Genomic DNA, 23,182 nt, shown 5'->3' on the forward strand with positions numbered 1-23,182 from the left:
ATATTCATCATTTCTTTGCTTAATAGATAAAATTTTAATTAAAAAAATAGAAAGATGTGTAACTCCAAAAATAAGTATCACCTACCTGTAATTCTAATTGTTTTGATCATTATGGGACTATATTCATGCACCAATGACACCTTAAAAATCGCTGTGCAACCTACTTTATCCAATTATTCCGTTGGAGAAAAATGGATCTGGAAGTATAAAGGTGTTACCACCGAAGGCGAGGTACGTTCAGAGGGAGAAGATACAAGAGAAGTAGTTATTGCAGATGGTGTTTTGGGGATGACAATGGGTAATGATACGATTCCAATAACAGACATTGTAAAACCGGAAGAAAGCGAAACGCCAAGATATGACTGGCCTTTGGAAGTTGGTAAAAAGTGGAAATATGAAAAAAATTGGACCAGTCAAGATGGTACTACAGGAAAGCAAAGTCAAGATGTAGAGGTTTTATCCTTTAAGGAAGAAACAGTAGAAGCAGGAACATTCATGGCTTATACGATACAATACAAAGGTGTAATTACAAATTCCAGAGGCTATAATGCCAAAACGGATGAAGTTTGGTTGTATGCTCCAGCTGTAAAAAATTTTATAAAACTTACTCAAACTCAAGATGATTTTTTATACGAAGAGGAGTTAAAACTGTATTCAAACTAAAGATGAAAAATGAGCATTTTCCAATTGCACTTTTAAAAAGGGAACCATGAAAAGAACATTGCTGATATTATTTCTGACTCTAATTCATCTTACTTCTTTTGGACAAGGATTTGACTTTAAAAAAGTACCATTGTCTAATACTAAGGTGCTTGCCAATCATATGCAAGCCTTGGCCGCATCCTATCCTTTAAAAGAGTTATCAGGATTAGACTTAATCAAGGTTCAAATCGTAAGTGAAAAATATGACGATGCCATAGCAACTATCGAGAAAGAAACTAAGGACAAGCCAAAAACGGAACAGATCTATTTAGATTTATATCACCAGTATGCCAAAGCAAAACTCACACCTAACTTTCAAGTGGCCTTTAAAGAATTATATAAATCCTATGTGACAAAGGCCGATGATTTTCAGGTACTTAATTTAGATGACACATTAATTGCCAGAGATGGTACGGACTATTTTATTTCTGATTTTGAACGTACGTATGAAAATATAACTACTGAAACGATTTCAAAGGAAACCTCACAAAATTTAATCCACAAATATTTCTTAAAAACGGTTTATGAATCCACCAGAAATCTGTTTTTTGAAGCCATAAAACAAGACCATAAACGCAGATATAGAATAAATGACAGTATAATAGTGCCCATGAAAGATGGGGCAGAGGTTTCCGTAGTAGTGGTTGAAAGAAAAGAAAGTGATAAAGCGAAGAAACCGGCCATCTTAATTGCTTCTATTTACTCAGGTACCAATGAGACTGGGGCAATGTTATCCGCCTCAAAAGGCTATGTTGGAGTAATCGCCAATACAAGGGGGAAACGATTAAGCAAAGGACCGGTAAAGCCTCTAGAACACGAAAATACGGATGTCTATGAAGTGATCGATTGGATTAGTAAACAATCGTGGTCAAATCAAAAAGTAGGAATGTACGGTGGTAGTTATAACGGATTTACCCAATGGGCATCCATGAAATATAAAGTGCATTCAGCTTTAAAAACCATTGTTCCCATGGTAGCCATTGCACCAGGAATTGATTATCCAATGGAAAACAATATACTACATAATTATTCCTATTCTTGGAATTTTTATGTAACCAATAATAAGTTTTTGGATTTTAAAGCCTCCCAAGATTTTACTCGATGGAATACCTTAAAAAATACGTGGTATACCACTGGAGTTGCCTTTAATAGATTGGATAGCTTGGATGGTCAAGTCAATAGATTATGGAATGCCTATATGCAGCATCCTAGTTATGATGATTACTGGAAGAAAATGATTCCTTATAAACAAGAATTTTTAAAAATCAACATTCCAATTTTGACCATCACAGGCTATTATGACGATTCTCAAAGAGGAGCCCTATATTATTATGACCAGCATACTAAGTATGTAAAAAATCCAAATCACTATGTATTGGTAGGACCTTACGATCATTGGACGGCACAAACCCAACCTCAGGAGTTCTTAAGGGATTATAAATTAGATAAGGCCGCCTTAATTGACATTAGATATGACTTGGTTTATCAATGGTTCGATTACATCTTAAAAGGTAAAGAAAAACCAAGTATTCTAAAGGATAAAGTGAATTTTCAGGTAATGGGAACCAATACATGGATGCACAAACCGAGTTTAAGTGCCATGACCAATGATACCTTGACTTTTCAATTAAGTGATGATAAAATGGATGATTTTTATGAGCTTAAATCGAAATCGAATGCTTCCAAAATTAACTTAACCGTTGATTTTAAAGATAGAGAAAGCATGAATAACACAGGGTATTATCCTTGGCCTTTAGAAAAAGAAAACATCAATATAAAGGATGGATTGCTTTTTAAATCGAAACCCTTAGAGGAGGATGTGATTATAAATGGATCCTTCCTCGGAAATCTTGAATTTACTATCAATAAAAAAGATGTTGATTATTCCGTTATCCTATATCACTTAACGCCAGAAGGTAACTACTTTCATTTAAGCTATTATATTGGTAGAGCGAGTTATGCTCAAGATAGGGAGCACAGACATCTGCTAACTCCCAATAAAAAGATACAAGTGTCCTTCAACAATTCTAAACTAATCAGTAAAAAACTACAAAAAGGAAGTAGGATGGTAGCTCTGGTCAATGTGAATAAAAACAATAATGCACAACTTAATTATGGAACGGGGAAGGATGTGAATGAAGAAAATATTAAAGATGCTGAAGTCCCATTAAAAATTATATTTTCAGGTAATAGTAGTATTTCTTTACCGGTTTGGTATTCCCTAAAGGAATAACCAAATTCTAATAAGTATATCTCATCAATCATTCATCTAATGAAACGGATAAGGGTGATAATCGAAAGAATCTTATGGCTACTGCTCTTAGGTATTTGGAAAACTTAATTTTTGAAAAATAATCTATTTTCAAAAATGTTTATGAAATCAGAAAAATTAAAATAGGATTTAATAAGAAGGCTGGTTTGCGTCATAATTTATAGAACTGCGTCATAATTTTCAATCTATCATCAAACTTTTTATATAAGGCTACATAAGTGTTTAGAGGCATATTGCTTCTTGATGGATCTTTGTAGAAACGAAAATCAAGTTTTTAATTATTATGAATTTAATCATTTATGTATTTGATGAACTAAGGAATAATAAGTACTAACAAATGATTATAAGGTACAAATTCTGTCTGTAACTTATAAGAGGTAGTTTATCATTAACAAACATTCATATATCACATAAAGTTTAATTGATTAAAGACCTTTTTTAAGTTTACCATAATCAAAAAAACAAACAATCAAAAAGTGAATAATTATGAATTCAATTAAAAGTAAAAAAGGAATTAGACTTGTAATAGGCATATTTTCAGGGGTATTAGTAGGCTTGTTAACCTCAAACATAGCCTTGTGGCTTCCCATTGGAATTGCCATTGGTGCCGCGTTAGAATACTAAAAAAAATCTTAATGTAACAACTGAGATTACAAAATAAATCATCAATCAAAAAGCGAACAATCATGAAATCAATTAAAATGAAAACAATCAAAAAACAAATCGGATTAAAAGTGGCTTGTGTAGCCTTTGCATTATTATCAAGTATAACATATGCACAAAACGCAGATTCTAAAACAACAACACAGCGAGGTGGCTTTATCATTGAATTTTCACTAGGTGGAGGTCTAATCAGTTTAGAAGATAGTGAAGGTATTCAAACGTTTGACACATCTCAAGGAACGTTTGTTTTTCCAGATCTAAAGTTGGGCTATATGTTGAATGAAAATCTTGCCATTACTGCCGCTATGCCAGGAAACATATACGAATTTCAAGATAATGACAGGAATTTTGGAGGTTTTATTCCATCTGTACAATATTGGGTAAAAGATCGTTGGTGGATTCATGGTGGAATTGGTTTAGCAATAGATTCGCCAGCATTATATGATATTAAAGACGATGTAAATGACGATTGGAATTTTGGTTGCGCTGTAATGGCAAGTACAGGTTATGAAATTTACAAAAAGAAAAACTTTGCACTTAATGTTCAGTCTAAATTAGTGCTTGGTCGTGCGTCTTTAGAAGGAGATGCGCACAGAGATACAGTAATCTTTAATATAGGATTAGGGTTTAGTTGGTTATAAAAATTTATCTATTGCCATATATTCTATTGTTACCAAACATATAAAGCAAACTATGAAAAATTTGACATTTGTAATTTTATATATTCTTCTTTCAGGAGTACAAACCACATTTGGACAGAATGAAACAGATATTATAGTAGGAAGTAAGTTCGTTATTAAATCTAATATTTTAGATGAAGAAAGAACCTGTTTAATAAGTCTTCCTGATTCATACAATAATTCATCTGAAGTTGATAAAAAATATCCAGTTATCATATTATTGGATGGATATACTCATTTTAAAACATCATCTGGAATAGTACATTTTATGAGTTCTAATAGGAATCGAAAAAATTTAATGTCTGAAAGTATTATTATAGCCATAGAGAATGTTGACCGAGAACGAGATTTTACAGTTACAAAAATTAAGACCAAACGACCGAATAATATGGGAGGTGGAAGGATTTTTTTGAATTTCATTGAGAAAGAACTAGTACCTTATATTGATAAAAAGTATAAGACAGAACCGTTTAGAACTCTTGTTGGGCACTCTTTAGGAGGACTACTTACACTAAATTCCTATATGGATGAAAATAGCGTATTCAATGCTTACATTTCTATAGACCCAAGTATTTGGTGGAATGAGGAGATGATGAAAAACAAAGTTAATTCTACTTCCTCAATATCATTAGATAAAAAACTTTATATAGCTACTGCCAATCAAGGAGAGGCTAATTACGAAAGGAATAAACAAAGACACGACTCTCTTTATACTTTAATAACAAAGAAATCGGATAAACCTCTAAATATCGAAATAGAATATTTTGAAAAAGAAAACCATCGCTCTGTACCATTAATAGCTTTATACGAAGGGTTAAAATATATTAATCAAGAGGAATGATTTCGAAGCTGGTAATATCAACAAATACGTTTGGTAACACCGTATAAAATTAATTGCTTGTATTAGCCAATTTACGAAAGTCTTCGCTGACTTTCTATCTGTGATTTATTTGTTAAATCAGGTGCTTAAACACGCAACGAATCTTATACAATCACATTGCCATTAATTAAAAACTGCAACAGTTTAATTAATTTATAGTCTTTCAGTAATATTTTAAAAATGAATAGAATAAAAAGTCTCTTTTTTCTAACATCAATAATTTTTTTCACAAACTGTCAAAACAAAAAAAAGCCGACGGCAAAGTATTTGTCTGAAACAACAATAAACCAAATAGACACATTGATGAAAGTGTCATTTGATCGTGGATTATTCAACGGGAATGTCCTTATTGCAAGGGGCAATAACATTATATATCAAAATGAATTTGGATATTCAGATGCCACTAGATCAAAAAAACTTAGTAGAAACTCAATATTTAACATTGGTTCTATAGCAAAAGAATTCAACGCTGTTGGGATAATGATTTTAAATGAAAGAGGGTTACTTAATCTGGATGATAAAATCTCAAATTTTGAATTGCAATTACCAGAATGGTCAAATACCATTAGTATTAGGCATCTACTTCAATATACTAGTGGACTGCCAAGAATCAACTGGAACAATATTAAAAATGACAAAGATATCTATAACGAATTAAAAAATATTAAACATCTAAGTTTTAAACCTGGCACAGATTACTTGTACAGTAACAATAATGTTTTTCTACAAAGAAGAATTGTTGAACAAGTATCTGGAATGAGTTTTAATGATTTCATTCAAAAAAACCTACTTATTCCTGGCGGTATGACAAATGCTATTATTGACGCGGATTCTCAAAACCCTGAATTAGTAACCGCATTTAATAATTCTTTTGTAAATGATAGAGCAATGGATATCGAATTCTCTGGTTGGGTAAACCCTAGTGCAAATGATATGTATAAATGGATAATCAACTTACATTCAGGACAGTTTATATCTGATAAATCATTAATTACTTTATTTGATTCGCATTCTAAGGAGAGTTCTTCTGCTTTAGGAATTGGGGTAATTGAGAATGACACTTTGCTAATTCATCAACATCATGGATCATCTTTCAATTATGAATCCTTTATCCATTATAATGTGAAAGAAGATTTATCAATCGTTTTAATGACAAATAATAAAAACCGCAAGCTTCGAGAAATAACTGATGCAGTCGAAAATATTTTAAAAGGCAATTCCTTTTCAATACCACAGAAGTCTATTTATTTCGCAATTAGAGAAAAATGTTATGATAATGCTAATGAGGGAATTCAGCTTTATAAAAACTTAAAAAAGCAAAATTTTCCGGAATATAATTTTTCGGATGAAAATGAATTAAATCAACTTGGCTATGACTTGATTAAGAAAGGTCAAATAGAAGGGGCTATTAGCATTTTTACATTACTTATCTCAGAATTCCCAAATTCATCAAATGCATTTGATAGTATGGGCGAAAGTTATTTCTTAAATGACCAATTTGAATTATCAAAAATAAGCTATCAAAAATCTTTAGAACTCAATCCTGAAAATACAAATGCAGAAGAAATGATAAACAGAATTGAAAAAATAAATGTAAAAACAAACTAATGGCAACAAAGTGTATAATTCATTGCTAGTTCTAGCCTACTTTCGAAAATCCTCTCTGATTTTCTATTCGGATTGTATTTGCAAAATTAGTTGCTTAAACGCGCAAAAGATCTTATACAAAACCGGTTGTGTGCCATTAGGGCAAAACTGTAACAATTACTCTTTTACAGAGTCAGAATTAGTATAAAATAATAAAAATAAATCATCTATGATTGCAAATACAGAACAAAAAAGATTAATTAAAACAGCTAGAATAACTGGCTTATGGTATTTAATGATGGCTATTACAGGAATTCTTGGGTTTATGGTCTTTCATTCTCAAATATTTGTGTCTGGTAATCCTGAACAAACGCTAACAAATTTAGTAGAATTAGAATCTACAGCAAGAATTAGGTTGCTATTAGAATTTGGTATAGTAATTTCTCAGGCACTTACCGCAGTTTGGTTTTTCAAATTATTTAAAGATAATTATGAATGGGAAGCTTGGACTCTAGGTATATGGGGAATGGTAAATGCTTTAGCCATTATGATTAGTGCAATTTCAATCGCCTCAGCAATAGGTATTGCAAATTCTGAAATAAGTGCTATGGAAGACAAAGTTTTACTAATTCAGGTTTTTCAAAATATTATTTCGAATGCTTGGGGTATTGGTGGCCTATTTTTCGGGTTATGGCTATTTCCAATGGGATACATAGTTATCAAATCTAAAAGGTTGCCTGTCTGGTTAGGAAGAATAATTATTTTAGGTGGTATAGGCTATCTAATTTCTACAGTTATACACTACGCAGGAATTGATTTTAGCTTCAATAGATTTCTTACGCTACCTGCAACCATTGGAGAATTTTGGATGATAGGTTATTTACTAATTTTTGGCATAAGACCTAGCTATAAGTAATTGCTTTTCTCTCCTACTTCTGAAAATCCTCACGGATTTCAGTTTGGTTTATACTTGCAACGTTAAGTGCTTATCCACGAAACTACTCATAGCCGAAATCGTTGTGGGTAAGGAGAAAAATTGAACTTACTTGAATAAAATTTAACAAAAAATGATAAATAAAAGTTTTGAAAACGCAAAAGAGCAAAGCAAATCATTAGAAAATGATTTGTATAAGAATCCTCAAAAGTACCGCGTATTAACGGGAGATAGACCTACAGGTAATTTGCATCTTGGACACTATTTTGGCTCAATTATAAACCGATTAAAATTACAAAGCTTGGGAATTGAGACTTATATTTTACTTGCTGATTATCAAGTGTTGACAGATAGAAGTGTTTTTAATGAAATTTCAAAATTCACCTATGAACTAACTTTGGACTATTTAGCCTGTGGATTAGACCCTGAAAATTATAAAACTCATATTTTTCCACATAGTCATATTCCTGAATTAAATCAACTAACTATTCCATTTCTGACATTAGTTTCCAGTTCAGAATTAATCAAAAATCCAACTGTTAAAGAAGAAATTACTGCTTCAGGACTAAGTAATATTAATGCGGGAATGTATATCTATCCAGTTCATCAAGCTGCTGATATTTTCTTTTGTAAAAGTAATGTGGTTCCTGTTGGAAAATATCAATTATCTCATATAGAATTAACTCGGAAAATTGCAAAGCGCTTTAATACCAAATTCAATAAAAATATTTTTACAGAACCAGTTGCATTTTTTACTGATACCCCTATTATTCTTGGGTTAGACGGTATTCAAAAAATGAGCAAAAGTCGCAACAATTCAATTAAGATAAAGTCAACAGCTGACGAAACAGCAAAACTAAGAAAATCTGCCAAAACTGATTCAAATCGTTACATATCTTACGACCCCGAAAACAGACCAGAGGTTTCCAACTTACTTAAGTTAGCTTCCTTATGTTCAAATAAAAGTCCAACAGATATTGCTGATAAAATTGGCGACCAAGGTTCAGGAAAACTTAAACAGCTAACAGCAGAAGCCATAAACACATATTTTGATCATATTAGAAAAAAAAGAATAGAGCTTGAAAAAAATAAAGATTATGTCAGGGATATTTTGCTTAAAGGTATAAGTAAAGCGAGAGAAATAGCTATTGGAACGTTGAGTGAAGTCACTGAGGCAATGAATATGAAAATATAATAGCACTACATCCAGCAAAGAACTGAAATCGGACTTGATTCAATCTTTTTATTTGAAAGAATAGATTTGATTTTAAATGGAATCTCGAAGAACAAATAAAGCGGACGGAAGCATTTCAAAAAAACAAAATAACTAAAACTATTATTTAATTCTACTTTTTCAAGAAGGTAAACTTCAATCAATAATCATCATTAATCAAAAAAAAATCATTATGAAAAAAACTTTAATTACTTTGACTTTGTGCGGACTAACATTAATCGCCAAAGCTCAAAACACTAGTGTAGAAAAATCAACATTCGGAGTACAAACTGGAGTTCTAGGAATCTGGGCATATAATGAAGCAAAACTATCAAATACCGTAGCACTGAGAACAGAAATTGGTTTTGATTTTGGTATATGGGAAACTACTTTTTACGATGATTATGATTCTCCATTTCTACTAACACCTGTTATAGTTGTTGAACCAAGATTTTATTATAACCTCGAAAAACGTTCAAAAAACTCAAAACCAACCGATGGGAATAGTGGCAACTTTATTGCTTTAAAAATGGGGTATCATCCAGATTGGTTTGTCTTATTCAATACTGACGATGCTCCTATTGTAAGTGATTTTTCTATTATACCCACTTGGGGAATTAGAAGAAACATAGGCAAACATTTTAATTATGAAGCAGGTCTTGGTACAGGGTTTAGTTACACATTTGCTAAACGTGCTGGTTATTTAAAGAACAAAAGTGAAATGGAATTAAATATGCACTTGCGAATAGGGTACAGGTTTTAGCAAAAACAATTCTCTGAGCTTTTGCTTAGTGCGCAGCCCGAAATTCCCTGAATTTCTGCGCCCGCACCGCTCATAGTCAGAAGGTTAAATCCAATATAGACCAACATATGAAAACAAAAATCACAATCTTGCTATCAATACTAATTTTGATTTTGTCATGCGAGCCAACAATTGAAGAAACTGTTGATTTAAATGTTCAAAATTGGATTCATGGTTCTGAAAACTGTGAAGATAATATTGACCCACCAATTCAGGTCGTTAAGTACAATAGCAAAACTTATATTTTACGTCAAAACAAATGTACAAATTACGAAGCACCTTTTATGTTTCTGTTTTTTGGTGAAAACAAAGCGCTATTAATGGATACTGGAGCTACTCAAGAGGATGATATTTTTCCGATTTATGAAACTGTAAATAGAATTATTAACGACTGGTCTAAAAAGAATGGAGCGGTCGAATTAATTGTTGCGCATACCCATAAGCATGGAGACCACTTTGCAGGCGATGTACAATTCAAAGGAAAACCGAAAACTTCTGTAATCGACCTTGAGGTTAAAGACGTACAAGATTTTTTTAAGATAGCGAACTGGCCCGAAGAAGTTGTAGATTATGATTTAGGAAATCGCATGATGAAGATAATACCAATTCCTGGACACCAAGCTTCTTCAATAGCGGTTTATGATACTTCGACGAAAATTCTCTTGACTGGAGACACCTTTTATCCTGGTAGACTATACATAAATGATTGGATTGCTTTTAAAATTAGTATTGAACGACTTGTAAAATTCACCGACAGTTATGAGGTTTCAACCATACTTGGAAATCACATCGAAATGACTCAAACAGTTGGAGTTGATTATCCCATGGGAAGTAACTACCAGCCTAAAGAACACCAACTTCCGTTAAGTGTGCTCACATTAAAAGAACTTTCACGAGCGCTTACAAAATTAGGAGATACACCGACAAAGAAAATACATGATAGCTTTATAATATATCCCGTCGATTAAAACATACTAAGAAATGAAAAATCTTAAAATTAAATTATCCGTATTGCTATCTGTAATATTTTTAAGTGCCTGTAAAACTGAGAATTCGAATGTAAAAGAAAATGATTCTTTGACCATAGAAAACCCATATCTTGGTCAAAAGCCACCAGAATTAAAGCCTATACCATTTGCTCCTGGTCTTGTGTCTACAGAAATTTATGAATATGATGGTGCATTCACCCCAGATATGAAAGCGTTTTATTTTATTAGAAGAGGAGAAGAAAATAAAAAATCAGCTTTTTACGAATACAAATACAACGAAATTAATGGGAAATGGGAAAAATCTGAAATAGCATCTCCATGGATAGGAAGACCAGTAATATCCCCAGATGGACAAACCATGCATTTAGGTGACAGGTATCTAAAAAGAACAGAATCTGGATGGTCAGAATTACAAAAACTAGAACCTCCTAACGTAAGTAATGATTCTATGTATATTATGCGCCTTTCATCGTCTTCAAATGGTACGTATTATTTTGACACTTATAAAGAAAACGATTCAACATTTCCAATTCGCTATTCGCGTTTAATAGATGGAAAGCATGAGGAACCTAGAGCTTTGCCTAAAGAAATAAATACTGGCACTTTTTTAAGCCATCCTTTTATAGCACCAGACGAATCATATTTATTATTTGATGCTAAAAGGGAAAATGGTTTCGGAGACTCTGATATTTACATCAGTTTTAAAGAAAGTGATGGCACTTGGGGTGATGGGATTAATTTGGGAGATAAAATAAACACCAACGGTTGGGAAGCTTCTGCTAGCATAACACCAGACGGTAAATACCTTTTCTTTAGCAGAAATGTAGGGTCAGTAGATTTTGAAAATGTAGATATATTTTGGGTAGATGCAGAAGTTATCTTATCACTTAAAAAAAACCATCAAAACATTAAATCAACGCATTAAAAATCATTAATCAAATCAAAACAATTTTAAAGCGAACAATTATGTATTCAGTAAGAATTAACACGAGTAATTCGTCATAGTATTCTACAATACATCAATCATTATCATCAATCAAAAAACGAACAGTACATGTTTTTCAAATCAAAAGAAGGAAAAGAAAAAATCTTATTCCTTTACAATCAAAAGTTAAATAAGCTGAATATTGAATATTCAGAAAAATTGATAGAAACAAAGTTTGGAGTCACTAATGTTATCATTACTGGCGACACTAAAAACCCTCCATTAGTACTTATTCATGGCACAGGAGGTTGTGCACCACAAATTTTAGATTCTTTCCCCAATCTAGCTTCAAAATATTGTGTCTATGCCATTGATGTCTTAGCGCAGCCCAATAAAAGTGCAGAGAATAGGTTGGACATGAAATCTTTAGATTATGGAAAATGGCTTATTGAAGTAATCATAAAACTAAGATTGAAAGACGTGACCCTAGTAGGTTTTTCTTTTGGTGGTTTCATTAGCTTAAAAGCACTGGAGTTTAACGAGACACCAATAAGAAGGGTTTTCTTAATCGCTCCAGTCTATATGGTAAATGGCAATCCTCTTGTAGGTTTGTTTAAAATGTTCCTACCATTAAAAAAGTTTATAAGAACTAACAATCAAAAGCACATTAAAAAGGTAATGAACGTACTTTTTTCTGAATACGATGATTTTGCTTTAGAGTTTATGTCTACTACGTTTCAACACTGTAATATGGATTTTTCTCCTTTGCCACTACTATCTAAAAATGATGCAAATAGACTAAAAACACCGATTACCATTTTTGCCTGTGAAAAAGACATCATGTTTCCCGGAAAAAAAATGATTAGAAGAGCAAATCGAATATTTTCATCTATAGAAGAAGTTGTTTTGATTGAAGAGGCTAAACACGTACCAAATTCAAAGGATTTTAAAAAAATAGAAGATTTAATTATTTATAAAAACAGGCACTGAAATGATACAAGAAATTAAATCTTTAAAATTTCCCAAATCCAATATAATTTCAATAAATGGAATTGAGTTAGGAGTATTTGAAGCAGGTAAAGAAAATATTGGCAATCCGATTGTACTTTGTCATGGCTTTCCCGAACATGCCTTTTCTTGGCGTTATCAAATACCAGCGCTTGCTAAAGCTGGTTATCATGTCATTGTTCCAAATCAAAGAGGATATGGCAATTCATCGTGCCCTAAAGAAGTAACGGCATATGATATAACCCATTTAACAGATGATTTAGTGGCCTTACTTGATTATTACAACTACAGAGATGCTGTTTTTGTGGGTCATGATTGGGGCGCAAATGTAGTATGGAACCTTGCACTATTGCATCCAGAACGCGTAAATAAAATACTAAATCTTGCATTGCCTTATCAAGAACGAGGTGAAAAACCATGGATTCAGTTTATGGAAGAGATTTTTGGTGAAGATTTCTATTTTGTTCATTTTAATAAAAAACCAGGAGTAGCAGATGCTTTGTTAGAGAACCATGCAGAAAACTTTCTTCGTAATTTATTTCGTAAGAATGTGCCTCTTACACCTCCAGAACCGGGAATGTTATTGATGAATCTTGCAAAAGCGGAAAAGCCTTCTGGTGAGCCTATTATGAACGACGTTGATTTGTCTGTATTTGTAAGTGCCTTTAGAAATTCAGGATTTAATGGAGCTATTAATTGGTATAGAAACCTTGACCGAAACTGGCACGTATTAGCAGAAATAGATCCAATCATCAAACAACCTACTCTTATGATCTATGGTAATCTAGATATGATTCCAAAATTTGAAAGGCTACAGGATTTTGTTCCTAATTTGGATGTGATTAGTTTAGAGTGTGGCCATCACATTCAACAAGAATTACCACAAGAAACAAATGAATCGATTTTAAAATGGTTAGCAAAATTTAATGGTTAAAAAAGGATTGGAATCAAGAATGGTATTTTATAGAGAAGGAGCAGAATTTGTTAGAGACTATTTAAAGATGTAGCATCAAAAATAATTGAAAATTTAAATAATCGAGAAATAAGCCAATAAGATGAAAAATTCAAAACAAATTTCACTAACCTATTTCTGCATATTATTTTTGATGGGTGTTACAGTCTCATGCTCAAATGATGATATTATTGGGGCTTTAAATCTTACTTATTTAAACATACCCGATTCAAGTTTTGAAGCGATACTTATAAAAACAGGTGTAGATTCTGATGGTATTATAAATCAGCAAATGCTAAGCAGTGATGCTGAAGAAATAACTACCCTTGACTTAAGTAATCTAGAATATGGAGCTATTACTGACTTAACGGGAATAGAAGGCTTCACTAGTTTAACGAAATTAATTGCCATCCAGCATGATATAGCGCAAATTGATTTAAGTGATAATTTAAATTTGGATACCTTAAATCTTGCGGGGAATAAATTGTTAAGTATTGATATTAGCAACAACAGTAAATTAGTTTTACTTGATTTGACTGCTAATGAAATGAATTCAGTAGTTGGATTATCAGAATTGGGTAAATTAAGGGACTTGGATTTGTCTTGGAATTATTTTGAAACTTTTAGTATTTCTAGTGAGTCGTTACAGGTTTTACATATGAGTAATAATGATTTGTATTTACTCGACATAAGTTCAGCTCCAAATCTAAAAAACCTACTTTTAACATCAAATAGATTGCAAGGTTTAGAGGTGTTTTCAAATAAAAAGTTAGAAACATTACTGATTTCTGATAACGAGCTGCAAACTATAAATCTCTTAGAAAATCATAATTTAACGCATCTTTATATCACCAGTAATTCCTTGGATAGGTTAAACGTAAGTTTTAATCAAAACCTTATTGATTTGAAAGTAGATAGAAATCCAAATCTGTCATGTATTAAAGTTCTTGATGGACAAAATATTCCACAGATTTCTAAATCAGATCATCAAGAGCTAAATGATGATTGCAATTAAAAAGCCATTGCAGATAATTACCTCAAAGGCTCACTAAATTATATATTAGGTATTTACTACCCTCACTAAGATATAAAAATCATGAATAGAACATATATATTATTACTAATAGTACAAGATAACTTTTTTATAAATAACATTATATCAGTTAATTACCAGGAAATCGGTGAGTGTTTTTTTAATTAAAAAGTACTCACCGAATAGGTCACATAAAATACGGTTTCAAAACGCTTCAAATGAAACCATATAAAATGAAAAACCCTGTTAATCATACGATTACAGGGTTTTTAAATAGTTTTGGTACTATTCTAGTGGAGCCGGAGGGATTCGAACCCTCGTCCAAACAAGCAATTAAAATGCTTTCTACATGTTTAGGATCTGATTAATTTTCGATGCATACCTGACCAGAAACCGCCCAATATACACTTATCTTCTTAAGATTTTGGTGGTGTCGCCAAAGTGAGCGGACACCCTTATGTTGACTTTTCTGGTGCTCCTATAAGAATCGCCATCAACAAGGGCTATTCAGGAACATCTCGCTTCCCTACCTGGTAGGGACGAGGCTAATCTTACTATAATTCAGATTAAGCGGCAAGAGCGTAATTATTTTCGCCAATTAAAAGTGTGAAAAATGAGATTAACGAGCTGTTTCCCAGCGCTCGACATGCTTACATTCCAACTGGTCTCGCTGTCAAAACCGGTCGGCCCCAATATGTAAAAGAACTTTCTAATCTATATAATAGCTGAATCAATTCAATCGACATCGACTATTAAATAGCGGGCAGCAAAGCTAACAAAACTTTACGATCCCCTATAATTTTTATTTTGACCTAAGCCAAGTGTTTCTAATTGTATAATTTAGTGCAATATTTATACCAAACCCATATGAAGTTCGGAATCATCAGAGAACGTAAGAATCCGCCAGATAAGCGTGTAGTTCTATCGCCAAAAGCATGTCAAAAAGTCTTGAATACGCATTCAAAGGCTGAAATTATAGTAGAACCATCCCCAATTAGAGCTTATGAAGATGATGCTTACCGGGATTTAGGTATTACCGTGGCAAGTGAAATGGAACAGTGCGACGTGCTTTTAGGAGTCAAAGAAGTACCAATAGATGCTTTAATTCCGAATAAAAAATACTTTTTCTTTTCGCATACTATTAAAAAGCAACCTTATAATAGAGATTTGCTTCGTGCTATTTTGGATAAGAACATTGAAATGTATGACCATGAGGTAATTACCAACAAGCAAGAACAGCGAGTAGTTGCCTTTGGTAGATATGCAGGTATTGTGGGAGCTTATAATGGTTTTAGGGCATATGGACTTAAAAACGATGTTTTTCATTTGCCAAAGGCCAATGATTTACCAGATCAACAAGCCTTGATAGCAGAATTGAAAAAACTATCATTACCGAATATAAAAGTACTGCTTACCGGTAGAGGTAGAGTGGGTAATGGCGCTAGAGAAATGTTGGACGGTATGGGTATGAGACGTGTAAATGTTACCGAGTATTTAGAGGAAACTTTCGCCGAACCTGTCTATTGCCAAATTGATGCCGGTGAATATAATAGGCGTAAAGATGGCGTACGTGGAAATAAATCTGATTTCTTTGCTCACCCAGAAGAATATAAATCTAACTTCTTTAGGTTTGCCAAAGTAACCGATTTCTATATTGCCGGTCATTTTTATGGTCAAGGAGCTCCTTATTTATTCACTACGGAAGATGCAAAACATGAAGATTTTAAAATTAAGGTTGTTGCCGATATAAGTTGTGACATTGACGGACCGGTTGCTTCTACTATTAAACCTTCTACGATTGCTGATCCCATTTATGGCTATGACCCAGTATCGGAGTCCGAAACAGATTTCACGAATGCTGATGCTATTGCAGTTATGGCTGTAGATAATCTACCTTGTGAATTACCTAGAGATGCAAGTGAAGGTTTTGGTGAGGCTTTTATAAAAAATGTGATTCCGGCTTTCTTCAATAATGATAAAGATGGAGTTCTTGAAAGAGCTAGAATGACCAAGGATGGGAAACTGACCGAACGTTATGCTTACCTGCAAGATTACGTAGATGGTAAAGAATAAATAGAGGCCTCACTTTAATTTGTAGGTTGTTTAAATAGGAATCTTTTTTTGATTTCTAAACACGTTACTGTAAGTATACCTAAGGTATATGCCAATAAATGTTGAATACTAAAAAAGTTTCGAAAGTGTGTCGAATGGATCTGGATTTAAAAAAATATGATAATCTTTAAGTAATTATTTTGAGAATAGTTTTTATATCTGGTCTTTTTAATTTATTAAAGATACTCCAATACCTAAAGTGGTCTGTCTATGGTTATAGTCTATTAGAGTTTCGCCGTAACCATCAAAAAATTGTACATGACCATTGAAGTTTTCAAAGATTGGAAAAGACCAGTTTAATTGTAAACTACCACGGCTTTTGTCTCCTAGGTTTAAAGAGTGTCTGGCAATAGCTCTAAAGCGCTGTCTGCCCCAGTCATAGGTGATATCGGCTTCGCCACGGCCTATATAATCAGATATCTTTTCGTTGTCATCAATTTTGCTTCCTATACGTATCCATGGTTTTAGCATTACTTGCCAGTTCCCTCGTTCTAATGCAGCATGAAAAGCAATACGGTTCCAGCTTCTTGAAATTGGATCTGACTGTCCGTTAGATTCATGAATTATAGCAGCTCCAATCATTTTAGCATCGAAACCGAGTATTTTAAATTGAATGGGGAAATTGGCAATAATTTCAGGCTGATAATTTAATTCGCGAAATGGTCTAGAACGCTCTGTATTATAAATTTGCCAATAGGCAGTTTGCGAATAACCCATCCATAAATCCATTTTACCATCGAACATGCCATGAAAGATTTTGGTTTTTAGGCTAATCTGAAATTTTGACTCTACAGCATTTAACCTGTTCGGCTCATCTAAAACTTTATCTGAATTTTCTGCTTGAGGAAATTCATTTGGGTTGGTAGAATATTTTGCGGCGGTTATGTAGATAGGTTTGTAAGAGGTTAGAATGAATGTACCGCGTTGGTGCTCATCATCTAGCTCCCATAATTCACTTAAGCTTTTACTATTGTTGAAATACCAATTGTGATCATGATCTTCTTGCGAAAAACATTGATAACCGATACTTATTATAAAAGTGAATATTAAAACTGTTGCTGTTTTATGTAACATCTATAAATTTTAAATGAGTCAAAATTATATATTTGGATGGGTATTAGTAAATGTATTCGTAATTTAAATTAATATAATCGATTTTATTATGAAGCCAGCAGAGAGCTATATTTTCAATCAACCTGAACCATACAGAGGAATTTTAATGCATTTACAAATGATGATTGAAACGACCTTGCCAGATATTGAAATGAAATTTAAATGGAATATTCCCTGTTTTTACATTGGTAAATCTCCTATTTGTTATTTGAATGCAAATCATAAAAAGCAGTTTGTAGATATTGCTTTTTGGAACTCTGCCCACCTTACAAAACATTTGAACGTACTAATTCCTGAAAATAGAAAAGTAGTACGTTCATTGCGTTATAGTTCCCTTGAAGATATCGATAACGATATTCTTGTTGAAGTTTTGAAAGATGCTTACTCTGTTCGTAAGAATGGGTTTTATAAGCAGAAAGATTTGCTCTAAAACTCATTCACCACAGCTCTCAACGCAACTAAGTCAGTCAATAGCTTTTTCATCAATCCTAAGTCTAGCATATTGGCGCCATCACTTTTTGCATTGGCACAATCAAAATGGGTTTCTATAAAAAGTCCGTCAACACCTGCGGCAACACCTGCACGTGCCATAGTACCAATCAAAGCAGGTCTACCACCTGTAACGCCAGAAGTTTGATTCGGTTGTTGTAATGAATGTGTAACATCTAAAACCACAGGCGCATATTGCTTCATGGTCGGTACACCTCTAAAATCTACGATCATATCTTGGTAGCCGAACATGGTTCCGCGATCGGTAATCATAGCTTGCTGGTTTCCTGTTTCGGTAACTTTATTTACGGCATGCTTCATACTCTCAGGACTCATAAATTGTCCTTTTTTGATGTTGACCGTTTTACCAGTTTCAGCAGCGGCAACTACTAAATCTGTCTGGCGAGCTAAAAATGCAGGTATTTGTAAAACATCTACATATTCTGCAGCCATAACAGCATCTTGCTCTGTATGTATATCGGTAACCGTTGGTACTTTAAATGTTTCAGAAACTTTACGTAGAATCTTTAAAGCCTTTTCATCTCCAATACCGGTAAATGAATCTAGTCTACTTCGGTTTGCTTTTTTAAAACTTCCTTTAAAAACGTAAGGAATTTTAAGCTCATCGGTTGTGGTAATAATATGCTCTGCAATGCGCATAGCCATATCTTCACCTTCAATGGCACAAGGTCCTGAAAGTAAAAAGAAATTGTTGCTGTCGGTATGTTTTATTTGGGGTATAAGAGATAGGTTCATTTGTCGAATATTTTTAAACAAAGATACTATTTTAAGAAGCTTACTGTTCTATTAAGATAAGATTGTCGAAACCCCAAATGGAAATGAAAATCAAACAGTTTTCAATTATACTATTGCTTATAATTTGTACTGGCAATGCCCGTGCTCAATTTGGTAAAAATTGTGAATTGAGGCAGGTGAAGATTAATCTTATTAATCCCGGTCTCGAATATGAAATGGCTTTGGGTACCAATACGACACTTGATATTAAAGCGGGAATTCAAGTTGCTTTAGATCCTCTTTTACCAGATGTTTACGGGGAATTTGGTGTTTTTCCTGCCATTGCCGGTCAATATCGTTACTATTACAATTTTGAAAAGCGTCAGCGTAAAAGAAAACAGATTTATGGTAACTCTGCAAATTATGCGGCACCTGCTGTTGCTGTCTTTTTTCCTGGTTCGCGAACTATTGCCAATGAGAATGTATCAGGAGCTTTTGGCTATGCCGGATTGGTAACTGGTCTACAACGTAGTTATGATTCCGGATTCAACTTTTCCGTTGATGTCGGTGCGGCGTATTATGAAGGGCAATTTGAAGGTGGTATTTATCCCGTGGCCAACTTAAGTATTGGTTTTATAATTAGTGAAAAACGCTGGTGCGTAGGTCGTTAATTTTGTAGTTATTTTCTTAATATTTCTTTAAATCAGGTAATTACATTTCTTAAATCATGTAGTTTTAGTTGCAACATCAATCAATTTACATGAAAAAAAATACACTTATTCTTCTGTTTTTATCGGTAACTACAGCGAATGCCCAAATCAGGGATTTCTCGGAAAAAGGCAACGGACTCGTTAATCTAGAGCGACATCAATTTACTATCAACTTATTGGGACCGGGTATTAGATATGAACTGGGTCTTTTTAAAAACGTTAGTGCTTCAACTAGTTTTACACCCGCTTTTGCAAGATATCAAGAAGGCTATGCTTTGGGCTATGCCTGGCATACTAGAATTAGATATTACCATAATTTTCAAGAGCGATTAGATATTAATAAGAATGTGGTTGGCAACTCTGCAAATTATATTGGTCCTGCGCGTAGTATATTCTGGGAACCGGTACAGTTTACCGATAATATTTCTGACGGGAATAGTAATTATGCCTTTGCGTTCTATGGTGGTGTGTATGGTATACAGCGTACTAATAGAAAAGGATTCAATATTAATGCCGAAGTAGGGTATGGCTATTTTGACGGAGATGGTATAGATAATGGACACGGTTTTATGGTGAATCTAAATTTCGGTTGGGTAGCTACAATACGAAAATCGACTAAACCTACGTTCGATTAAAGTGGTCTGATATTTGATATACAATCCGAATAAAATCAAACCAAATTAATTATGAAAAAAATGTTCGGCCTAACGGTAATTTTGATGTCCGCTATTTATGTGAATGCCCAGTCTGATAAATTAGTAGAGGACGGACTCTTTAAAATTAATGCTTTGCTACCAGGAGTATCTTATGAAATGGGAGTAGGAGAGAGAACTACCATAAATGCTGAAGCTATAATAGGTTTTGCTCTACAAGGAGCTTCTAATGTAGAAACAGAATTTGGACTATACCCAGGTTTTGCGGCTGACTTTAGATATTACAATAACTTTGACAGAAGATTGAAAAAAGGTAAAAACATATCAGGTAACACAGGTAACTACTTTAGTTTTTTAAATCAATTACAATTTGGGACACCCATTATCGGCAATTTAGAATATGCATCTGATTACTATTATAATGCAGCTTTAGTGTATGGTTTACAGCGAACTTACAAGAAGGGGTTTTATTTTAGTTTAGCATTCGGACCGGGTGTTTTTGTCAATGAATTTAATACAGATGCGGGTATTTTAATTGATGCTAGACTTGGTTGGGTGATTGGTGGTAGAAAAAAGTAGTCGCTCGCATACTGAACTGTCTCAAAATCAATAAGATAAAAATAACATAAGTTTAAGTGTGGCTATCGTTATTTAAAGTATCTTTGCACGCTTAAATAAGACCTTTTATGTCCACTACTACAAAAAATATTGCGATCATTGCGCACGTTGACCACGGTAAAACGACCTTGGTAGACAAAATAATGTACCACTGTAGCTTGTTTCGCGAAAACGAGAATACAGGTGATTTAATTTTGGATAATAACGACTTGGAAAGAGAACGTGGTATTACCATTACTTCCAAAAACGTTTCCGTTATATATAAGGATACTAAAATAAATATTATTGATACTCCTGGTCACGCCGATTTCGGTGGCGAAGTTGAGCGTGTATTGAATATGGCAGATGGTGTTTTGTTATTGGTAGATGCTTTCGAGGGTCCTATGCCTCAAACACGTTTTGTACTTCAAAAAGCGATTGACCTAGGTTTGAAGCCTTGTTTGGTAATCAATAAAGTTGATAAAGAAAACTGTACTCCAGAAGAAGTACATGAAAAAGTTTTCGATCTTATGTTCGAGCTAGGTGCTGAAGAGTGGCAGTTAGACTTCCCTACAGTTTATGGTTCTGCAAAGAACAACTGGATGAGTGAAGATTGGAAAAACGAAACTACCAATATTGAGCCGTTATTAGATATGGTTATTGAGCATATTCCAACTTTTGAACCAAAAGAAGGTAATACTCAAATGTTGATCACTTCTTTAGATTTCTCTTCATTTACAGGTAGAATTGCTATCGGTAGATTGCAAAGAGGGTCATTAAAAGAAAACCAACAAATATCTTTGGTGAAACGCGATGGTTCTATCGTGAAGTCTAAAATTAAGGAACTTTATGTATTTGAAGGCCTTGGTCGTAAGAAGGTACAAGAAGTTGAAACTGGTGATATTTGTGCATTAGTAGGTGTTGAAGGTTTTGAAATTGGTGATACTGTTGCCGATATCGAAAATCCTGAAGCATTAAAAACTATCGCAATCGATGAGCCAACAATGAGTATGTTGTTCACTATTAACGATAGCCCTTTCTTTGGTCAAGATGGTAAGTTTGTTACTTCGAGACATATTAAAGATCGTTTATCGAAAGAATTAGAGAAAAACTTGGCGTTACGTGTAAACGAAACAGATAGTGCAGATAAGTTTTTAGTATTCGGTCGTGGTGTATTACACCTTTCAGTTTTAATCGAAACTATGCGTCGCGAAGGTTATGAATTACAGATTGGGCAACCACAAGTAATTATAAAAGAGATTGACGGTGTTAAATGTGAACCTATCGAGCATTTGACTATCGATTTACCTGAAGAAGTTTCTGGTAGAGCTGTTGAAATGGTATCTATTCGTAAAGGGGAGATGACTAGTATGGAAGCTAAAGGTGACCGTATGTTATGTGAGTTTCAAATCCCATCACGTGGTATCATCGGTCTTCGTAACCAATTATTAACGGCAACTGCGGGTGAGGCTATTATGGCACACCGTTTCTTAGAGTATCAACCGATGAAAGGTGATATTCCACAAAGACAAAATGGTTCTTTAGTATCTATGGAAAGAGGAAAAGCAATTCCTTATTCTATCGATAAATTACAAGATCGTGGTAAATTTTTCGTTGATCCGGGTGAAGATATTTACGAAGGTCAAGTTATCGGTGAAAATTCTCGTGGAGATGATATGACCGTTAACATTACAAAGACTAAAAAATTATCTAATGTTCGTTCTTCTGGTGCCGATGATAAAGCTAAAATTGTTCCTGCAATTAAGTTTTCTCTTGAAGAGGCATTAGAATACATTCAAAAAGATGAGTATGTTGAGGTTACTCCAAAGCATTTACGTTTACGTAAAATCTACTTGACTGAAAATGAGCGTAAGAGAAATAAAATAGCATAAGTACTAAAGCTCCTTTTTTAAGGAGCTTTTTTTTTACTTTTAAAACTAGAAACCACCTTATCGGGTGGTTTTTAGTTTTAGTGGTTTGTTGGAGATTGATGGTGAGGTTGATTTTGTGATTACTCCGCTGATATATTGTTAATTAGTGGCGATAGACTAAGAAAAATGTAAAAAATTAGTGTAGATTTTCCTACTTTCTTAATAATGTGTTCATCCTGCATTTTTCTTCGTTTCTGCATAG

Annotated in this window: 22 protein-coding genes and 1 other RNA gene; 20 read left to right on the forward strand and 3 right to left on the reverse strand. The window is 33.5% G+C overall.

Annotation, left to right across the window (positions count from 1 at the left end):
• The first annotated feature begins 54 nt into the window (after window positions 1-54).
• The 14 genes from DFQ03_RS05555 to DFQ03_RS05615 all read left to right on the forward strand — a co-directional run bounded on the left by DFQ03_RS05555 (window position 55) and on the right by DFQ03_RS05615 (window position 14,622).
• Window positions 55-663, forward strand: a complete 609-nt coding sequence (locus DFQ03_RS05555) for a hypothetical protein (RefSeq protein ID WP_133672189.1) — start codon at window positions 55-57, stop codon at window positions 661-663.
• Between the two features lie 46 nt (window positions 664-709).
• Window positions 710-2,935: a CocE/NonD family hydrolase gene (locus DFQ03_RS05560; protein ID WP_208295893.1), complete on the forward strand. Its 2,226-nt coding sequence runs from the start codon at window positions 710-712 to the stop codon at window positions 2,933-2,935.
• 525 nt (window positions 2,936-3,460) lie between these two features.
• Complete coding sequence (locus tag DFQ03_RS18775; RefSeq protein ID WP_166637439.1) at window positions 3,461-3,598, forward strand: hypothetical protein; 138 nt, start codon at window positions 3,461-3,463, stop codon at window positions 3,596-3,598.
• Between the two features lie 62 nt (window positions 3,599-3,660).
• The gene (locus tag DFQ03_RS05565; protein WP_243834429.1) at window positions 3,661-4,278 is read left to right on the forward strand and encodes a hypothetical protein; all 618 of its coding nucleotides are present in this window, start codon (window positions 3,661-3,663) and stop codon (window positions 4,276-4,278) included.
• Between the two features lie 52 nt (window positions 4,279-4,330).
• On the forward strand, window positions 4,331-5,158 hold the full coding sequence (locus DFQ03_RS05570) for an alpha/beta hydrolase (RefSeq protein WP_133672190.1): 828 nt from the start codon (window positions 4,331-4,333) through the stop codon (window positions 5,156-5,158).
• Between the two features lie 342 nt (window positions 5,159-5,500).
• The gene (locus DFQ03_RS05575) at window positions 5,501-6,805 is read left to right on the forward strand and encodes a serine hydrolase (RefSeq protein WP_208295894.1); all 1,305 of its coding nucleotides are present in this window, start codon (window positions 5,501-5,503) and stop codon (window positions 6,803-6,805) included.
• 208 nt (window positions 6,806-7,013) lie between these two features.
• Window positions 7,014-7,700: a DUF4386 domain-containing protein gene (locus DFQ03_RS05580; RefSeq protein WP_133672192.1), complete on the forward strand. Its 687-nt coding sequence runs from the start codon at window positions 7,014-7,016 to the stop codon at window positions 7,698-7,700.
• Between the two features lie 151 nt (window positions 7,701-7,851).
• Window positions 7,852-8,913 (forward strand): tryptophan--tRNA ligase, encoded by a 1,062-nt coding sequence (gene trpS, locus DFQ03_RS05585; protein WP_133672193.1) that lies wholly within the window; start codon window positions 7,852-7,854, stop codon window positions 8,911-8,913.
• A 211-nt stretch (window positions 8,914-9,124) separates the two neighbouring features.
• The gene (locus DFQ03_RS05590) at window positions 9,125-9,694 is read left to right on the forward strand and encodes a hypothetical protein (protein WP_133672194.1); all 570 of its coding nucleotides are present in this window, start codon (window positions 9,125-9,127) and stop codon (window positions 9,692-9,694) included.
• Window positions 9,695-9,822: 128 nt separating this feature from the next.
• Entirely contained in the window at window positions 9,823-10,701 is an 879-nt protein-coding gene (locus DFQ03_RS05595) for an MBL fold metallo-hydrolase (RefSeq protein WP_243834430.1), read from the forward strand.
• A 13-nt stretch (window positions 10,702-10,714) separates the two neighbouring features.
• Window positions 10,715-11,647 (forward strand): TolB family protein, encoded by a 933-nt coding sequence (locus DFQ03_RS05600; protein WP_133672196.1) that lies wholly within the window; start codon window positions 10,715-10,717, stop codon window positions 11,645-11,647.
• A 129-nt stretch (window positions 11,648-11,776) separates the two neighbouring features.
• Window positions 11,777-12,637, forward strand: a complete 861-nt coding sequence (locus DFQ03_RS05605; RefSeq protein WP_133672197.1) for an alpha/beta fold hydrolase — start codon at window positions 11,777-11,779, stop codon at window positions 12,635-12,637.
• Window position 12,638: 1 nt separating this feature from the next.
• Entirely contained in the window at window positions 12,639-13,589 is a 951-nt protein-coding gene (locus DFQ03_RS05610; protein ID WP_133672198.1) for an alpha/beta fold hydrolase, read from the forward strand.
• Between the two features lie 121 nt (window positions 13,590-13,710).
• Entirely contained in the window at window positions 13,711-14,622 is a 912-nt protein-coding gene (locus tag DFQ03_RS05615; RefSeq protein WP_208295895.1) for a leucine-rich repeat domain-containing protein, read from the forward strand.
• Between the two features lie 309 nt (window positions 14,623-14,931).
• On the opposite strand, the gene ssrA is transcribed toward DFQ03_RS05615, so the two are convergent.
• Window positions 14,932-15,331, reverse strand: a transfer-messenger RNA (tmRNA) gene (ssrA, locus tag DFQ03_RS05620).
• Between the two features lie 176 nt (window positions 15,332-15,507).
• Between ssrA and DFQ03_RS05625 the strand changes: the two genes are divergently transcribed.
• Window positions 15,508-16,713: an NAD(P)-dependent oxidoreductase gene (locus tag DFQ03_RS05625; RefSeq protein ID WP_133672199.1), complete on the forward strand. Its 1,206-nt coding sequence runs from the start codon at window positions 15,508-15,510 to the stop codon at window positions 16,711-16,713.
• Between the two features lie 207 nt (window positions 16,714-16,920).
• Here DFQ03_RS05625 and DFQ03_RS05630 read toward each other — a convergent pair whose 3' ends face one another.
• A complete protein-coding gene (locus DFQ03_RS05630; protein ID WP_133672200.1) occupies window positions 16,921-17,826 on the reverse strand; it encodes a phospholipase A in 906 nt (301 codons plus the stop codon).
• A gap of 88 nt (window positions 17,827-17,914) precedes the next feature.
• Between DFQ03_RS05630 and DFQ03_RS05635 the strand changes: the two genes are divergently transcribed.
• On the forward strand, window positions 17,915-18,295 hold the full coding sequence (locus DFQ03_RS05635) for a DUF1801 domain-containing protein (RefSeq protein WP_133672201.1): 381 nt from the start codon (window positions 17,915-17,917) through the stop codon (window positions 18,293-18,295).
• Here the strand turns inward: DFQ03_RS05635 and kdsA are convergent.
• Entirely contained in the window at window positions 18,292-19,110 is an 819-nt protein-coding gene (gene kdsA / locus DFQ03_RS05640; RefSeq protein ID WP_133672202.1) for a 3-deoxy-8-phosphooctulonate synthase, read from the reverse strand. The genes DFQ03_RS05635 and kdsA overlap by 4 nt on opposite strands.
• An 83-nt stretch (window positions 19,111-19,193) precedes the next feature.
• Here kdsA and DFQ03_RS05645 point away from each other — a divergent pair, with 83 nt between their 5' ends.
• The 4 genes from DFQ03_RS05645 to typA all read left to right on the forward strand — a co-directional run bounded on the left by DFQ03_RS05645 (window position 19,194) and on the right by typA (window position 22,941).
• Complete coding sequence (locus DFQ03_RS05645; RefSeq protein WP_133672203.1) at window positions 19,194-19,760, forward strand: hypothetical protein; 567 nt, start codon at window positions 19,194-19,196, stop codon at window positions 19,758-19,760.
• Window positions 19,761-19,849: 89 nt separating this feature from the next.
• Window positions 19,850-20,434 (forward strand): hypothetical protein, encoded by a 585-nt coding sequence (locus DFQ03_RS05650; protein WP_133672204.1) that lies wholly within the window; start codon window positions 19,850-19,852, stop codon window positions 20,432-20,434.
• 51 nt (window positions 20,435-20,485) lie between these two features.
• Window positions 20,486-21,031, forward strand: coding sequence for a hypothetical protein (locus tag DFQ03_RS05655; RefSeq protein WP_133672205.1), 546 nt, complete (start codon window positions 20,486-20,488; stop codon window positions 21,029-21,031).
• 107 nt (window positions 21,032-21,138) lie between these two features.
• The gene (typA, locus tag DFQ03_RS05660) at window positions 21,139-22,941 is read left to right on the forward strand and encodes a translational GTPase TypA (protein ID WP_133672206.1); all 1,803 of its coding nucleotides are present in this window, start codon (window positions 21,139-21,141) and stop codon (window positions 22,939-22,941) included.
• The last annotated feature ends 241 nt before the right edge of the window (window positions 22,942-23,182 follow it).

Source organism: Maribacter caenipelagi (assembly GCF_004364175.1).
GTDB classification, from domain to species: domain Bacteria; phylum Bacteroidota; class Bacteroidia; order Flavobacteriales; family Flavobacteriaceae; genus Maribacter; species Maribacter caenipelagi.

Bases quoted from the DNA above. Each gene is read 5' to 3' on its own strand.
- kdsA (WP_133672202.1), bottom strand. From the start codon at position 19,110: ATGAACCTATCTCTTATACCCCAAATAAAACATACCGACAGCAACAAT.
- DFQ03_RS05650 (WP_133672204.1), top strand. From the start codon at position 19,850: ATGAAAAAAAATACACTTATTCTTCTGTTTTTATCGGTAACTACAGCG.
- DFQ03_RS05635 (WP_133672201.1), top strand. From the start codon at position 17,915: ATGAAGCCAGCAGAGAGCTATATTTTCAATCAACCTGAACCATACAGA.
- DFQ03_RS05565 (WP_243834429.1), top strand. From the start codon at position 3,661: ATGAAATCAATTAAAATGAAAACAATCAAAAAACAAATCGGATTAAAA.
- DFQ03_RS05560 (WP_208295893.1), top strand. From the start codon at position 710: ATGAAAAGAACATTGCTGATATTATTTCTGACTCTAATTCATCTTACT.
- DFQ03_RS05600 (WP_133672196.1), top strand. From the start codon at position 10,715: ATGAAAAATCTTAAAATTAAATTATCCGTATTGCTATCTGTAATATTT.
- DFQ03_RS05590 (WP_133672194.1), top strand. From the start codon at position 9,125: ATGAAAAAAACTTTAATTACTTTGACTTTGTGCGGACTAACATTAATC.
- DFQ03_RS05555 (WP_133672189.1), top strand. From the start codon at position 55: ATGTGTAACTCCAAAAATAAGTATCACCTACCTGTAATTCTAATTGTT.
- DFQ03_RS05655 (WP_133672205.1), top strand. From the start codon at position 20,486: ATGAAAAAAATGTTCGGCCTAACGGTAATTTTGATGTCCGCTATTTAT.
- DFQ03_RS05625 (WP_133672199.1), top strand. From the start codon at position 15,508: ATGAAGTTCGGAATCATCAGAGAACGTAAGAATCCGCCAGATAAGCGT.
- DFQ03_RS05575 (WP_208295894.1), top strand. From the start codon at position 5,501: ATGAAAGTGTCATTTGATCGTGGATTATTCAACGGGAATGTCCTTATT.
- DFQ03_RS05630 (WP_133672200.1), bottom strand. From the start codon at position 17,826: ATGTTACATAAAACAGCAACAGTTTTAATATTCACTTTTATAATAAGT.
- typA (WP_133672206.1), top strand. From the start codon at position 21,139: ATGTCCACTACTACAAAAAATATTGCGATCATTGCGCACGTTGACCAC.
- trpS (WP_133672193.1), top strand. From the start codon at position 7,852: ATGATAAATAAAAGTTTTGAAAACGCAAAAGAGCAAAGCAAATCATTA.
- DFQ03_RS05570 (WP_133672190.1), top strand. From the start codon at position 4,331: ATGAAAAATTTGACATTTGTAATTTTATATATTCTTCTTTCAGGAGTA.
- DFQ03_RS05645 (WP_133672203.1), top strand. From the start codon at position 19,194: ATGAAAATCAAACAGTTTTCAATTATACTATTGCTTATAATTTGTACT.
- DFQ03_RS05580 (WP_133672192.1), top strand. From the start codon at position 7,014: ATGATTGCAAATACAGAACAAAAAAGATTAATTAAAACAGCTAGAATA.
- DFQ03_RS18775 (WP_166637439.1), top strand. From the start codon at position 3,461: ATGAATTCAATTAAAAGTAAAAAAGGAATTAGACTTGTAATAGGCATA.
- DFQ03_RS05605 (WP_133672197.1), top strand. From the start codon at position 11,777: ATGTTTTTCAAATCAAAAGAAGGAAAAGAAAAAATCTTATTCCTTTAC.
- DFQ03_RS05610 (WP_133672198.1), top strand. From the start codon at position 12,639: ATGATACAAGAAATTAAATCTTTAAAATTTCCCAAATCCAATATAATT.
- DFQ03_RS05615 (WP_208295895.1), top strand. From the start codon at position 13,711: ATGAAAAATTCAAAACAAATTTCACTAACCTATTTCTGCATATTATTT.